The organism is Paenibacillus sp. GYB006, from assembly GCF_036577645.1.
In the GTDB taxonomy this organism is placed as follows: Bacteria; Bacillota; Bacilli; order Paenibacillales; family Paenibacillaceae; genus Paenibacillus.
Map to the genome: position 1 here is coordinate 286543 of NZ_JARBDA010000004.1, position 14763 is coordinate 301305.

Consider the following 14763-nt stretch of genomic DNA (forward strand, 5'->3'; position numbering starts at 1 on the left):
TGTTCTTGCCTATTCGGGTATAGATAATCAGATGCAAGATCGGGTTCAGATTCCTATTTGCCTCAAGATTATACTAGAAAAGGATGAGGATACATGAAAAAGACAATTGCAGATGCGGTAGTAGATTCTCTTATTAACGCAGGAGTGAAACGGATTTATGGAATCGTTGGCGATTCTTTGAATGCGGTACTCGACTCCGTTCGAAGATCAGGAAAAATCGAATGGATTCATGTACGGCATGAAGAAGTGGCTGCATTTGCAGCAGGCGCGGATGCGGAATTAGAAGGAAGTATTGCTGTATGTGCAGGGAGCAGCGGACCTGGGAATCTCCATCTAATTAATGGACTCTATGATTGTTACCGAAATCGTGTACCCGTGCTGGCCTTGGCTGCGCAAATTCCAAGTGACGAAACCGGCAGCGGTTATTTTCAGGAGACACATCCGGAGCAAATCTTCCAGGAATGCAGTGCTTTCTGTGAAGTGATTATGACAAAAAAACAAATGCCTCGAACGATTTCGATGGCGATTCAGACAGCTGTTGCTAACTCCACGGTATCTGTTGTTATTCTGCCCGGGGATATCGCGGCATTAGAAGCAGGAGAAGATGAAGTGCCCGAGCAAACTTCGTATATTACGAAACCGGTGATTCATCCTTCTGAAGAGGAATTAGCAATCCTTGCTGGGTATTTGAATGCAGGTAAAAATGTAACTTTGCTCTGCGGGGCAGGGGCAAAAGATGCTCGCAAAGAGCTCATGGAGCTCTGTAGTATTTTGAAATCCCCTATGGTAACGGCTCTGCGCGGTAAGGAGTATTTAGAAGACAATAATCCGTATTTCGTCGGTCTGACGGGTCTTCTTGGATACTCTTCTGGATACAAAGCAGTTATGGACTGTGATGTCCTGTTCATGCTCGGTACTGACTTCCCTTATCGGCAGTTTTATCCGGAGAATGCAACCATACTCCAAGTGGATATCGATGCATCCCATTTGGGTAGACGGGCTCCTCTTACGTATGGATTATGCGGAACGGTAAAGGATACGCTGCAGAAACTACAGCCTTATCTAACGATAAAAGAAGATACAAAACATCTGGAGAAGTCTGTGGAACGTTATGTAAAAGATCGGAAAGAACTTGATGGATATGCTGAATTTAAACCGGGGCATACGCCGATCCATCCTCAGTATGTAACTCGTCTAATCAATGAAATGGCATCCGATGATGCAATCTTCACTTGTGACGTCGGAACACCTACCGTTTGGGCTGCTCGTTATTTAGAGCTACACGGCGAGCGCCGTCTGTTAGGTTCGTTTATTCATGGAACCATGGCAAATGCTTTGCCACAAGCCATCGGTGCTCAGGTAGCTACTCCGGATCGCCAAGTGATTTCACTCTCCGGGGATGGCGGACTTTCGATGCTGCTTGGAGATCTACTAACGCTTAAACAGCATCAGCTCCCCATCAAAGTAATTGTGTATAACAATGATGCACTTGGTTTTGTGGAACTCGAGATGAAAGCAGCAGGATATTTAGAGACAGGGACAGACCTTGCAAATCCAAACTTTGCAGCTGTAGCAAGTGGTCTTGGGATTGAAGGAATCAGAGTCGATAAGCCAGAAGATCTTCCAGCGGCCTTAGAACGAGCTTTCATGATTGATGGTCCTGTTATTGTAGATGTGGCAGTGAATCGCCAAGAACTGTCTATGCCGCCGAAAATTAGTCTAGAGCAAGCGCAAGGTTTCACGATATGGGCTGCAAAAGCATTGCTGAATGGAGAAGGTAATAAAATCATTGATCTCGCGAAAAGTAACCTATTAAGATAATTGGTAAGATACCATGGATGGTCAATTTCATAATACAGACTTGACTACTGGGAATAATTGGTTTAATCTATTCTCCATAGCTAAGCCGATTGGACAGCCAAAGGCTCTAAGTCTCTCTTTTCTTATGATTAGAGAGGCCTAGAGCCTTTTTGTATATCTGCAAAGCTTAAAAACGCTGTTACATAGGAACGAGAGGAGATAGATACATGGGACACCCTACAATTTATCCGACAGGAACCACCGTTTATTTACCTAACAAAGCATGGAGTGGTTACACCATCTTTCAAGCCGCAGATACGGGCGCTCTGCTCATTGATATGAATGGGAGAGAAGTGCGCTTATGGAAAGGGCTTAGAGGTTTCCCGAATAAACTGTTCCCGGGCGGTTACGTTCTTGGAAGCACCGCAGAGCGAGATCCGAAGTATGGATTTCAGGATGAAGCCAATTTGGTTCAAGTTGATTGGGACGGTAATGTGGTATGGAAATTCGACCATTACGAGTGGATTGAAGATCCTGGACACAGCGGAGAATGGATGGCTCGTCAGCATCATGATTATCAGCGTGAAGGAAGCTCTGTGGGGTACTATGCTCCTAATCAAGAGCCGAAGATTGACTCGGGTAACACTCTTATTTTGGCTCATAAAAATGTAAACCGTCCTGAAATATCTGATATCGAACTGCTTGATGATACGATTATTGAAGTTGATTATGAAGGCAATATCGTGTGGGAATGGGCCGTCAGTGACCATTTTGATGAACTTGGATTTGATGAGGAAGCAAAACAAGCGATTTATAAAGATCCCAATACTCGGGGATTTGGTGAACATGCAGGGGACTGGATGCATATTAATTCCGTTTCGGTTCTTGGACCCAATAAACATTATGATGCGGGTGACCAACGTTTTCATCCAGATAACATCATATGGGATGCAAGAGAATCGAATATTATCGCTATTATTGATAAAACATCCGGAAACATTGTCTGGCAGCTTGGGCCAAACTATGATACGGAAGAAACGAAGCACATTGGCTGGATTATCGGTCAACATCATGCTCATCTTGTACCCAAAGGTCTTCCTGGAGAAGGAAACATCCTTATTTTTGATAATGGTGGTTGGGGTGGTTATGGCCGGCCTGGTCCGGTATCCTCTGATGGGCTAAAAGTGGCTCGTCGTGACTACTCACGCGTGCTTGAGATTAATCCCGTTACTCTTGAGATTGAATGGCAATACACGCCTACAGAAGCAGGATTTGTTGCTCCGCTGGATTCATACCGATTCTATAGTCCGTATATCAGCTCTGCGCAGCGTTTGCCAAATGGAAATACGCTAATTACAGAGGGAGCAGATGGACGAATATTTGAGGTAACAAGAGATCATGAACTGGTATGGGAGTATATTTCCCCCTATAAAAATAAACGAAATGCGAACATGGTATACCGTGCTTACCGAGTCCCTTACGAATGGGTACCACAGCTTAAACTTCCGGTTCAGACGGAGATTGCCCCGATCAGCGTTGCCGATTTCCGTTTGCCTGGTGCTGCGCCAAGAGGGGCTGCCGTTACCGTAGTCATTGAAGGAGCCGTCTCCTATGATGATGGAGCCTTTTGTGTAGCTACCACAGATGAATCACTGCTCAAAGATGCAGATGTAGCGGAGTGAATGGATTATGCGGCACGTTTTGAACTAGAGCGATGCTTTATGATCAGTAAGATAAAAAGGATTAGTGGAAACCCAAATTGTAACAAGGTAAACACGTAAGCGCTTGTCTTCATCCATCCCAAATGCTGGTGGAAGTCTTTTTCTATAAAAGAAGCTCCATAGATGATACCGCCCACCGGCAAAATCCATTTTTTAATTTGAACTGTAGTTAAGCGAACAAGACTCTGTACTGCACAATAATAAAAAATTACCATTTTGAATAACAGACTAAAGTAAAGGAGCAAGACGACGAGAATATCAATCCTTTCGATAAACTTCAGATTAGATAAAGTACGAGCTGACTTAACGAAGGGTAAATAAATAATAGAGTTCAGCTCCGGACCAAGTATGGCGATCAATATTGCGGTAAGAAATACAAGAAAGAGACTGACACCTAAGTATGCAAAAAGAATTCCTTTCATCGGGACCCCTGGTTTGTTCCATTTGTGCCATATCATTAAGAATACGATCATTTGTCCAAAGGGAAGCGTTAGGGTTCCCGGTATCGAAGTACTCAGTACAGGAATGAAGCCATGTTCCAATATCGGGGTTAACTCACGGAAGTTAACTGATCCGAGTACAATCATTAAACAAATAATGGTTCCAAATAGAAGGGCGATAATGGGAAGCAGAATCTCGGGAAATCTAGAAATCACCTCAAATCCTTGCCAGAGAAAATAAGAAGCAGTTAGTACGAAAATAAGCATAGTTATGTACATGGGTGTGAGCGGGAGAATAGACAATGATGTTAATTCTCCCAAATCACGAACATTCCGCATGGCTTCATAGCTGAAGTACAAGAAATATAATACACCGAGAGCATACCCGGCAATTTTGCCAAAAGCATGCTGTAGTATCTCAATTAGATCAAGTTTTGGAGCCTTTTTTTGAATCCCAAGAAACAGTAGTACACCTATCAAACCGAGAATCGCTCCCATACCTACAGCAATCCAGGAATCACGCCCTGCATCTTTGCCAGGACTCACGATCATTGAGCTGCCGATTTCAAACATGATGATCATATAAATGATCTGTGTCGTGGATATTTGTTCTTTACGGCTGCTCATCCTGATTCCGCTCCTTTTTTATCTATTTTCCTGCAGCAAGGCTTTAAATGATCGTCCCTGCATCCCTGTATTTTTGATTTGGATCTGTACGTGTGGTCGGACTTCAATATTTCTATAGGTTTGATCCCATAATTCCTTTTGTTGAATTTCGTTCCAACGAGCAGGATCTTGCCGGTGAATCCGGACAGAAAATTGTGCAGGATCCGCGTCCATCTCGCGTATTTTACGCCAAGCATTCTCTATTGCCTCTGTCAGTTTATCTTCAATAGAAGCTTGCATTTTGTTTATGGATTCTCTGTTAACTTCGATATCACTACCAATTTCATTAATATCTCCTTCACCTTTTACATGGATATCGATGACGTAATTTTCTCCATTCCAGGCAACTTTAACTTTAGAAGAAGCAGCTCGTAGCTGAAAAGAGGCATCTTCTTTATCTGTTCGATCGGGATTGGGTGAGAAGGATAAAGAAGTGCTATTGATTCGATTAGCTAGTAACCCCCATCCTAAAGATTCATTCTTATTGAGCCATCCCACTCTTTTGTCATTTTTAAACACAGCTAGACGAGTTAGTTCAAGCCGAGAGGGGGAGTCGGTCGTTCCTTTTTCATCTTCTTTATCTATAATTTCTTTTCCAACAAGTTCGATCTCAGGGACTACTGCGCTGTTTGATACAGAACTGATATCTTTAGCGAGTTCATATAATCGAACTGCGGGAAACAAAGATTCATCCGTTGATTCCTGCTCAATCAAAGTCTCAATTCCTGATCCTTGATTCTCTGAAAGCTGAACAATTTGACTGAGTAATTCTCCGGCGTTGCCCTTCGTTATAAATACATATAGCGTCTCACGACAATTTTCCCTTCTTAAAAAAACATCAACAAGCTCTGAAATTCCATGGGTAGCAGTATCGTCACTTAAGAACATAATTCGTGAGTTTGGAAAATAAAGCTGTCTTGTACTGGACAAATCGGCACGGCTAATGGTCTCCATAATCGTCTTTCCTAGATAAGAAAACGTGTAAAATGGGGGAATAGGAGCATTACCTCCGGTTGTTCCACCTTGTCCAGGAGCTGGGTTTACGATCTGAAAGGTAGCTTTCCATGATTCACCCGCTCTGTCGTATGCAGAGCCAGAAACAATTCCGATTTCATTGAGTTCATTTCGATCCCAACAAGCACTAAGTAAGGTCATCAACAAAAGACTGAGGATCAGAACTAATCTTCGTAATACATACTGCAGAAATTTACTCATGGTTTTTCTTTCCTTGTCTTTTTTTGTTCTTTTTTCGTAAGAAATCAGGTCTATCCCCCATGCTCCGTATTGGTTTGCGGATTAACACATCTTTTAGTTCCGAAGGTTTTAGAGGTGCAATAGGTGACAAATAAGGCACGCCGAATGAGCGAAGTCCAAGTAAATGTACAAGGATAGTCGCAACAAGAGTCAAAATTCCATATAAACCTAATACACCGGCAGCCAGCATCATGACATAGCGAAGCAGACGTATGGAATTAGATATAGACTGAGAAGGAAGCACTAAGTTAGAGATGGCTGAAATTGAAACAATAATGACCATCGCTGCCGAGATAAATCCAGCTTCTACAGCAGCCTGGCCGAGAACAAGCGCCCCTACGATAGAAATCGCTGAGGATATTGCGCGCGGCATCCGGACTCCGGCTTCTCGAAGAATATCAAACGCAAGCTCCATCAGGATACCTTCAAATAAAGCAGGAAAAGGCACGCCTTCCCTTTGAGACGCCAAACTAATAATCAAAGGGGTAGGCAGCATATCTTGATGGTACGTAGTGATTGCAATGAATAAGGCAGGCAATAGAAGAGATACACAATAACAAAAATAACGGATGATTCGAAGAAAGGAAGCAATATCAATCCGCTGATAATAATCTTCACTTGTTTGAAAAAAACTAAAAAAGGTGAAGGGTGCAAGCAGTGCAAAAGGAGTGCCTTCCACAATGATCCCAACCTGACCTTCAAGAATACCCGCAGCAAGAGAGTCGGGCCGTTCTGTATTTTGGATCGTTGGAAAAGGACTGTTAGGTGCGTCCTGTATGCATTCTTCGATGTAATTACTCTCCAATATGCTATCTGTATCTATCGAATTCAAACGAGAGCGGATCTCTTTTACTACACTCTCATCTGCTGTGCCCTCAAGATATATGAGAACCACTCCAGTTTGTGTTTGTTTGCCGATTTTGAATTCTTCAATTCGCAACTGTTCATTCTTAATCTTGCGCCGAATTAAAGAGGTACCTGTTCTCAGGCTCTCTGTAAAAGCTTCTTTCGGTCCCCGAATAACAGTTTGGGTGGTAGGTTCGGCTATACTTCGTTTATCATATCCAGTTACATTTGCGGCAAGCGCTATGTTCACATCATCCAGCAGCAATATTACATTTCCTTCAAGAATGGACCGAATCGAGTCATGAATCGTAGTAACGGATGACAGGCTACCGATCGGAAGTAGATGTTTTTGTATATTCAGAACTGCTTGCCCTGGAGTTGGGGTAGTATGTACGGCAGAAGATTCATGAAGTAAAGGTTCTAAGATCATTTGATTAACCGTGTCTATATTAACAATTCCATCTATATAGATGAGGGCAAGAGGGCCGCACGATAGACTGGAATTAGAAAAATGACGTACCATGATATCTGAACTTTTCCCTAGTTTTTGAAGCAAGCGAGTAAGATTGTCATGAAGATCATAACTCAGTACATTAGAAGAAGAGACAGAAGGATCTTCCAAAGCTTCTTGTTTTTTATGCTGATTGGCAGACCTCTTTGTCACTTGGCTTCCTCCTTATACTGACTTTGAAGAGTATTATATCCTTTTGGGTAGAGAGTATTCGATCGAGTGGTTAACGAGTAGAAAATCTGTAAAACAAAATAAAAAAGACTGTAGGTAAACTAGTTTAAGCTAGTTTGTCTACAGTCTGCCTCTTTCTCTAATCAAATTGAGAAAGAGGTTTTTACTATTGCGGTAAACTCTAAAATTAAAATCTTACCTATGTTAAAACAATGACAAAACAACGTTAATTCTTTACCTTTAACAGCTTTGCAATAAAGACGGCTGCTTCCGCGCGGGTGGTTAATTGCTTGGGAGCAAACCGATTTTGTCCCACACCGCTTACAAGACCTGATTTAACGCCTGCTGCAACATATGGAACTGCCCATGCGGGAACAGAATCTTTATCCGTAAAGGAGAGGGAGGCGTTGTTATTTACCGTAAGTCCTGCTGCACGAACCATCCAGGTCGTTATTTCTGAACGATTCAGTTGTTTACCTGCTCTAAATGTACCGTCTGTATACCCGCTTACAATCCCTGCTTCTACAGCTTGAGCGATATAGGAGGATGCCCAAGATGGTATTTGCTTTGCATCCGTAAAGGAAAGTGAACTTGTTGTTTCCTTCATTTGTAAAGCACGGCCTAGCATTGTAATAAATTCAGCACGATTGATATGCGCATTTGGTTTAAACGTCTCATCTTGATAGCCTTTTATATATCCTGCGTTGATCCCAGACTGAATGGCGCTCTCTGCCCAGTGACCAGAAATGTCTTTTAAAGATACCACTGGATCCGTGCTTGCGGCCGTGTCTTTCTTGATGATCCCGAATTGATCTACAATGAAAGGCTTAGCTTCATTTTTATTTTGATCGATTTCATATGTCACCGCAGTGAACTTGTCTCCATCGATTGTGATGCCGACAAAATTCTGTACTTGGCTTCGTTTTGGTCTGTCGTTTTTATCTGGATCGGGTCCATATATGGCAGCATGATGCTCTTCAGCCTTTTCGAAAAGACGATAGTAGCTGTCTCCGAGTTCTTCGCTTTTATTTTTGTAATATACCTTGGGCCCCGCTGTCGCTGGAATAACGTAGATACTTCCATCTGGATTCACACTGTATTCAATTGTTTCTCCATTTAAGGTTTCCGTTATTTTCTCTGGTGAGGTTGCTTTTCCTTCAGAAGTGATCGGTTTTGTACGTGCGTAGATATGATCGTGCCCCTGCATAACAAAATCAATATCAAGCTGTGCCATGAGCGGTGCGATTTGGTTACGTACGCCATTCTCACCCATAATATCTTCATCTGTTGCGTGGTGAGAAGTCGTATAAGGACCTTTATGAATGTTTACAATAATCCACTTTGCTCCCGCTTTTTTCGCAGCAGTTGCGTCCTTCTTTAACCATTCCACTTGTTCTTCAGAAAAATTAGCATATTCGGCCGAATTTTCATTTGAGTTCAGTACGATAAAATGCGCATTGCTGTAATCAAAAGAGTAATATGCTCCTGTTTCTGTAGCAGAGCCGTCAGGTTCGTTGATATGGAAGTGTTCATAGAAAGCAAAGTTCTCATCTTCATGATTACCTGCAGAAGGAACAATCGTCGTCTGCAGCAGGCTATCTTGAGAATGGCCTAAGAGCCAGTTCCACTGATCTTCTTTTGTTCCTGTATCTACGATATCGCCGTTGTGAACGACAAACTGAGCGTTAGTAACGGTTTGAAGTGCTTTTTCAAGCGTTTCGGAAGAGAGGATCGCTTCTTCTTCCGTTTTTGCTTGCGTATCCGCGATATCAATAAAAGTAAATGCACCGCTGTGAGGAGAGGTTTGGAAAGTACCCACCTTGCTCCATATTCCTCGTACCTTGTCACCTACACGATAGTAATAAACCGTATTTGCTTCAAGACCCGAAGCTTCTGCTTTATGTACAAGCTCTTCTTGTGAATTGGTGGATATCGAAGAGGTGCCTGTAAAAGTGAGGGCTTTGTTAAAATCAGGCTCTGCCCCCGTTTTCTTGATTACTTGAACGGTACTGTCCGTAAGTTGTTTCGAAGTATACCATGTAAACCCCTTCGAACTTGTTGTATCTCCATAAAAGGTGGTTGTTACTTTGCTGATCTCCTGATTCTGTAGTGAACCTGATCGTTCTGCTGATTCTGCGCTAGCCGGCAAGGCGGAAGGAATAGTGACCAAGCTAAGCACCAAAATAAACGATAACATAAATGCCGTTCCCTTTTTAAACATGTTAAACATTAAGTACACTCCTCTGTATGATGTATATGTCAAATCCGACATGACAAGCATAACAACCGTTTGTTAATTCTAAGGTTTGAATCATAGCGTATTATGTAAAGTATTATGTAATCCATAAACAAATGTAAAAATGCATATACGGATGTGTGATCCTTTATAAGATGTCCAATTCAAAGAATCTATCTAATGAATCGTTTATCTTTTTATATCTGTTGTTAGAGGGAGAAGGATGACACGTGCATAATATAATGATGTTATGACTTTCATAGCAAGCGAAAACAGGAGAGGGTGGATCAGATGGGAGAACCTACTTTTCTTGAGACAGGTCATATGACGGAAGGATTTCCTATACGCGTGATTCATACGAGTAGACAATTCAATTATGCCTCTCACTGGCATGAAGAAGTCGAAATGGTCGTTGTGAGGGGGAAGAATGCGAAGATTAGAGTATATAACCGTCTTTATGAACTTGAGCAGGGAGATATACTGATTATTAAACCGGGGGATGTTCACTGTTTCTTGCCGGGTACGGATCAGCTTACCATTCTTTTATTTCGTCTAGAACTGATCACGGGGAGTTTCGTAGTCACAGAAGATGCAAAGGAAATGGTAGAACTTTTTCATGAGACTACTTTAATCCCTTCAACCATCTGTTGTGAAAATAATCTAAGCGCCTATTTAGATATTTTATCCGATGAAAGCATCAAACAGCAGGCGGGATACCGCTGGTCCATGATTGCCAGGTTTTATGATCTCATTGTTCATTTATTGCGTATAAAAACACCGACACCCCAAACTTCGAAGTCAGGGCGAGTATGTTCACCATCTAAGAAGTTTGAATTCATCGAATCGATCTGTGAGTACCTAGAAGAGCACTATGCGGAAAATATTAAGCTCGATCAGGTGGCGGAGCATATTAAATTCAGTAAGTTTTATGTATGTACACTGTTTAAAGAGCTTAAGGGAGTCACCCTAATGGAGTATTTAAATCATTTTCGCATTATCAAATCGGAATGGGCATTACTATTCAGTAAAGACTCTATTCTAGATATCTCCATAAGGCACGGATTTAACAATATCAACTCCTACAATCGGCTATTTAAAAAATACAATAACTGCACTCCCACCGAATTTCGAAAGAAGCATCGCACAAAGATCACAACATATGAAGGATAATTCGCAATATCTGAAGAGAAAGCCCTCTGCAAAATCACTATACTCTAATAAATGTAAGCGTTTACTTTAATGGAGGAGGGGGCAAATGAAGAAGAAGTTCAATCGAAAATATATCTCGGTCATTGCTATTCTCACTGCGGCAATGATGTTATCTGGATGCAACGCTACAGGAACGACTCATTCAAAACAAGAGGAGATTACAATTTGGAGTTTTACGGATGAAGCGGGTTATGCGATTGAGAAATTTGAAGAAAAATATCCAGACATTAAAGTAAACTTCGTCAATATCCCTGGGAGTTTCTATATTACGAAATTGAAATCAGCACTACAGACCGCATCCAAAGCACCCGATGTCTTTATGATTGAGAACGCCAATATAAGAGAGCTCATTGATGTTCCTTATTTAGAGAATTTGTCAGCAGCGCCATATGATGCGAATGAGCTTATTAAGGAGCAATACCCTTTTGTTCAGTCTAATGAAAAGGATAGCGAAGGAAACGTCAGAGCGATTGGCTATCAAGGCACACCAGGGGGGATCTATTACCGCAGAGATTTGGCAAAACAATATTTGGGGACGGATGACCCGAAGAAAGTTAGCCAGATGATTAGCACTTGGGAGGACATTTTTAAGATTGGAGAGCGGGTACAACAGGAAAGCGGCAATAAAGTTCATGCGCTGGCGAACTGGAATGCGATATCGAATTCATATGACGGTATTCCTTGGGTGAAGGATGGGAAACTCGTCATTGATGATACCTATATGAAGGTTCTGGATCTTGTGCGTGAAGCTCGTCAGCGGCGTGTGCTTGGGGAGTATGACGATGGAAGTGCCGGCTATGCTGCATCGATGCAAAAAGGTCAGGTTATGTTCTATCCAGGAGCAACTTGGGCACTGCAGTATACGTTTAAGGCGAATGCACCGGATACAAAGGGACTATGGGGTCTCGCTCAGGGACCATCTGCTTTTAGTTCAGGCGGCACGTATATTGCGATGTATAGCAAAAGTGATAAAAAGGATCTTGCCTGGAAGTTTATTGAGTTTTATAACTTTGATCATGATTTCTTATCCGAACTTGCAAAAGAACAGGATTATTTTACTAGCAATATGGTTGTGAATGATGAGCTTGCCAAAACCGTTAATTCTGATTATTTAGGAGGACAGAAACATTTTGAGTTCTTCTCAGAGGCAGCAAAGCAGGTACCTGTGTATGAGCGAACCAAATACGATACGACCATTAATGCGGATATTTTTAAAATTGTACTTCAGTTATATCTTAATAACGACATTCAGACCAAAGAAGAAGCAGTGAAGAGAATAAAAAGGGATGTGAAATTAAGGTTTCCGGAACTAGAAGTCGATTAGCTTTGAAGTAAAGGGCTATACATTTCCGATGACGGGGGGTACCATTCATGTTTGCTAAGTCGATCCGCAAAGACCACTACGGTTACTACTTCATTGCGCCATTCTTTCTCATTTTCCTCATATTTGGACTCTATCCTATTCTCTACTCTCTATATCTTAGTTTTACGAATTGGGACGGAATCACTTCCCCCGAGTTTGTCGGACTGGGCAATTATATTGCTGTTCTACAAGATCCGCTTTTTTATAAAACACTCTTTAACACGCTTTTTATTTGGGGAGTCTCTGTTGTTCCGCAGCTTACTGTTTCTCTTGTGCTCGCCTTTATTCTCAACGACAAACTACTGAAGGGGCGAGACATCTTTCGAGCCGTCTATTTCTTCCCGAATATCGTTACTGCTGCTTCGCTGGGTCTGCTTGTAAGTCTAATCTTTGATTGGCAGTCTGGGGGGCTGAATCACTTTCTGGTTCAAGTCGGAATCATCGATGATCCAATCAATTGGAAGAATGATCCTTGGTTTATGCGCCTTATTGTTTCTTCTATTCTATTCTTTCAATATTTTGGATACTCCATGGTGATCTATCTTGCGGGACTGCAAGGAATAGATCCTTCGCTGCAAGAAGCTGCGCAAATTGATGGTGCTGAGAAAAAACATATTTTCTTTCATATCATTGTGCCGATGCTTCGTCCGATCATTCTCTTTCAGATTATTACGTCAATCATTGGAGGTATCCAAATTTTTGATCAGCCGTTTACACTGACGAATGGCTCAGGCGGCCCGGATCGTGCAGCGATGACAAGTATCATGTATCTATATAATGTCGCATTCCAGAGTACTCGTTTTGGTTACGGAGCTGCCATTGCCTTTTGTTTATTCGTAATCATCATTCTGTTCTCAGCCATATCCTTTATGATGACCAAGCGGAAGAGCAGTTCATAGGGAGGAGGGAAATCATATGCAACCGGCAAAAATGGCAGATCAGCCTATCGCTGTACAGAAACAAACAAATATGAAGAGTATGACCATAGGGAAAATACTAGTGTATTTCATACTAGTGAGCCTCGCGATCCTCTGTATCATCCCTTTTTATTTAATGCTTATCTATTCCACACATAACAATGCAACGATTGCATCAACATTTACTTTCCTTCCTGGACAGTTTCTTATCGATAATTATCTCAACATGGCTTCCAAAATAAATATTTGGAGAGGTTTCGCCAACAGCTTTTTTATTGCGGGATCTTCTACCGTACTTTCTTTATATATAGGGGCGCTTACCGCATATGGTTTTGCAAAGTATAAGTTTAAAGGACGTACCGGGCTGTTCTTGTTTCTGCTCGCTACGATGATGGTTCCAGGCCAGCTTGCTCTAATCGGAATGTATCGCTTGTTTAGTACACTTGGGCTGCTAGACAGTTATGCGGCCATTATCTTACCCGCAGCAGCTAATGCGTTTAATGTGTTTTTTATCAAACAGTTTATTGAAGGCAGTATTCCCGATGAAATTATTGAATCTGCTCGTGTAGATAGTGCAGGAGAGTTTCGAACATTTAATCAGATTGTGTTACCGATTCTTGGACCTGCTATTGCGGCACTCGGGATCTTTACGTTCATTGGATCATGGAATAACTTTCTCACACCGCTTGTCCTTCTTTTCTCATTAGATAAATATCCGCTCCCTGTGCTCGTCGCATTGGTGCAAGGATATTATGGAATGGACTATGGATTACTATATTTAGGTGTGGCCATCTCGATCGTACCTATTATCATTGTATTCTCCATCTTCTCAAAGCAAATTATAGGCAGCGTAGCGCTTGGGGCTGTGAAAGGATAGTTTAGGATATAAGGTTAAAGTTATAAAATAAACATAGCAAAGCTGCTCTGCCTAATTCGCAGGTGGCTTTGCTTTTTTGTGATGTGCATGAGTCCACGCATTACGGTGATCTGTTGAAGAATGATGAATGAACGGGATACTGTATAGGAACGTACGTTCTTGCGTCCGTCAAAATCAAACATTTTGAACACTAAATAGACGTAATCAGTGGTTGTTTTATAGCGTGGAAATATAGAAATGCTGCTAACGAAAGCTGCATGGGGAGCTCTTCGTATCCATAACGCTGTATTCATGGGAAAAAGGATTCTTTATTTACCTTACAACTACTTAAAAAGGGAATTAATGTGAAATATATACGGAAATATAGCTAAAAATGATCAAAAAATGCTGTTTTTACGAGTACCGAACATATGTTCTGAAATGAGAATAGTATCAAAAACTATAGATGAAAGAGCTTAAAATCAGAAGATTTCTTCTTTTTATATCTAAAAATGAGTGTACAAGAATAAAAAAGTAGACAACAAAAGAAGAAAAAGTGCGGTTTTTTATGAGAGGGAACGTACGTTCTTAATTAGATGATATCAGCTTATATATACATAAGGACTAAACATAGAACCATGTGTAATTTCATGGAAGTGCAGATCGATACGAAAAATCTCTATCCAAGTTAAAAATGAAGTTTACCTTGACATGTACAGAACGCATCGTATACATTTGTATACAAACAACACAACGTATACATTTGTATACGA

Annotated in this window: 10 protein-coding genes and 1 pseudogene; 6 read left to right on the plus strand and 5 right to left on the minus strand. The window is 41.5% G+C overall.

The genetic code is table 11. From position 1 onward, the window contains the following. The first annotated feature begins 93 nt into the window (after nt 1-93). Both poxB and PV403_RS12595 read left to right on the plus strand, forming a co-directional pair. Nucleotides 94-1821, plus strand: a complete 1728-nt coding sequence (poxB, locus tag PV403_RS12590; protein ID WP_332084860.1) for a ubiquinone-dependent pyruvate dehydrogenase — start codon at nt 94-96, stop codon at nt 1819-1821. Between the two features lie 206 nt (nt 1822-2027). Beyond that, nucleotides 2028-3482 (plus strand): aryl-sulfate sulfotransferase, encoded by a 1455-nt coding sequence (locus PV403_RS12595; RefSeq protein ID WP_332084861.1) that lies wholly within the window; start codon nt 2028-2030, stop codon nt 3480-3482. A 5-nt stretch (nt 3483-3487) separates the two neighbouring features. Here PV403_RS12595 and PV403_RS12600 read toward each other — a convergent pair whose 3' ends face one another. The 5 genes and pseudogenes from PV403_RS12600 to PV403_RS12615 form a co-directional block, all read right to left on the minus strand. Continuing rightward, nucleotides 3488-4588, minus strand: coding sequence for a GerAB/ArcD/ProY family transporter (locus PV403_RS12600; RefSeq protein WP_332084862.1), 1101 nt, complete (start codon nt 4586-4588; stop codon nt 3488-3490). 18 nt (nt 4589-4606) lie between these two features. Further along, a complete protein-coding gene (locus tag PV403_RS12605) occupies nt 4607-5842 on the minus strand; it encodes a Ger(x)C family spore germination protein (RefSeq protein WP_332084863.1) in 1236 nt (411 codons plus the stop codon). Beyond that, nucleotides 5835-7391: a spore germination protein gene (locus PV403_RS12610; RefSeq protein ID WP_332084864.1), complete on the minus strand. Its 1557-nt coding sequence runs from the start codon at nt 7389-7391 to the stop codon at nt 5835-5837. The genes PV403_RS12605 and PV403_RS12610 overlap by 8 nt, the downstream gene beginning before the upstream one ends. 244 nt (nt 7392-7635) lie before the next feature. Then, nucleotides 7636-8175, minus strand: coding sequence for an S-layer homology domain-containing protein (locus tag PV403_RS25310; protein ID WP_442951764.1), 540 nt, complete (start codon nt 8173-8175; stop codon nt 7636-7638). A gap of 24 nt (nt 8176-8199) precedes the next feature. Continuing rightward, nucleotides 8200-9639, minus strand: a pseudogene (locus PV403_RS12615) (metallophosphoesterase); the annotation flags it as partial. Nucleotides 9640-9936: 297 nt separating this feature from the next. On the opposite strand from PV403_RS12615, the gene PV403_RS12620 reads away from it, so the two are divergent. From PV403_RS12620 to PV403_RS12635, 4 genes are all read left to right on the plus strand, one after another. After that, nucleotides 9937-10815, plus strand: coding sequence for an AraC family transcriptional regulator (locus PV403_RS12620; protein ID WP_332084867.1), 879 nt, complete (start codon nt 9937-9939; stop codon nt 10813-10815). Nucleotides 10816-10900: 85 nt separating this feature from the next. Next, nucleotides 10901-12178, plus strand: coding sequence for an ABC transporter substrate-binding protein (locus PV403_RS12625; protein ID WP_332084869.1), 1278 nt, complete (start codon nt 10901-10903; stop codon nt 12176-12178). 47 nt (nt 12179-12225) lie between these two features. Then, complete coding sequence (locus PV403_RS12630) at nt 12226-13116, plus strand: carbohydrate ABC transporter permease (RefSeq protein ID WP_213533826.1); 891 nt, start codon at nt 12226-12228, stop codon at nt 13114-13116. Nucleotides 13117-13132: 16 nt separating this feature from the next. Continuing rightward, nucleotides 13133-14011, plus strand: coding sequence for a carbohydrate ABC transporter permease (locus tag PV403_RS12635; protein WP_332084870.1), 879 nt, complete (start codon nt 13133-13135; stop codon nt 14009-14011). Nucleotides 14012-14763 lie beyond the last annotated feature (752 nt).

Coding starts and splice junctions, on each gene's coding strand:
- PV403_RS12635 (WP_332084870.1), top strand. CDS start 13,133: ATGCAACCGGCAAAAATGGCAGATCAGCCTATCGCTGTACAGAAACAA.
- PV403_RS12620 (WP_332084867.1), top strand. CDS start 9,937: ATGGGAGAACCTACTTTTCTTGAGACAGGTCATATGACGGAAGGATTT.
- PV403_RS12605 (WP_332084863.1), bottom strand. CDS start 5,842: ATGAGTAAATTTCTGCAGTATGTATTACGAAGATTAGTTCTGATCCTC.
- PV403_RS12600 (WP_332084862.1), bottom strand. CDS start 4,588: ATGAGCAGCCGTAAAGAACAAATATCCACGACACAGATCATTTATATG.
- poxB (WP_332084860.1), top strand. CDS start 94: ATGAAAAAGACAATTGCAGATGCGGTAGTAGATTCTCTTATTAACGCA.
- PV403_RS12595 (WP_332084861.1), top strand. CDS start 2,028: ATGGGACACCCTACAATTTATCCGACAGGAACCACCGTTTATTTACCT.
- PV403_RS12630 (WP_213533826.1), top strand. CDS start 12,226: ATGTTTGCTAAGTCGATCCGCAAAGACCACTACGGTTACTACTTCATT.
- PV403_RS12625 (WP_332084869.1), top strand. CDS start 10,901: ATGAAGAAGAAGTTCAATCGAAAATATATCTCGGTCATTGCTATTCTC.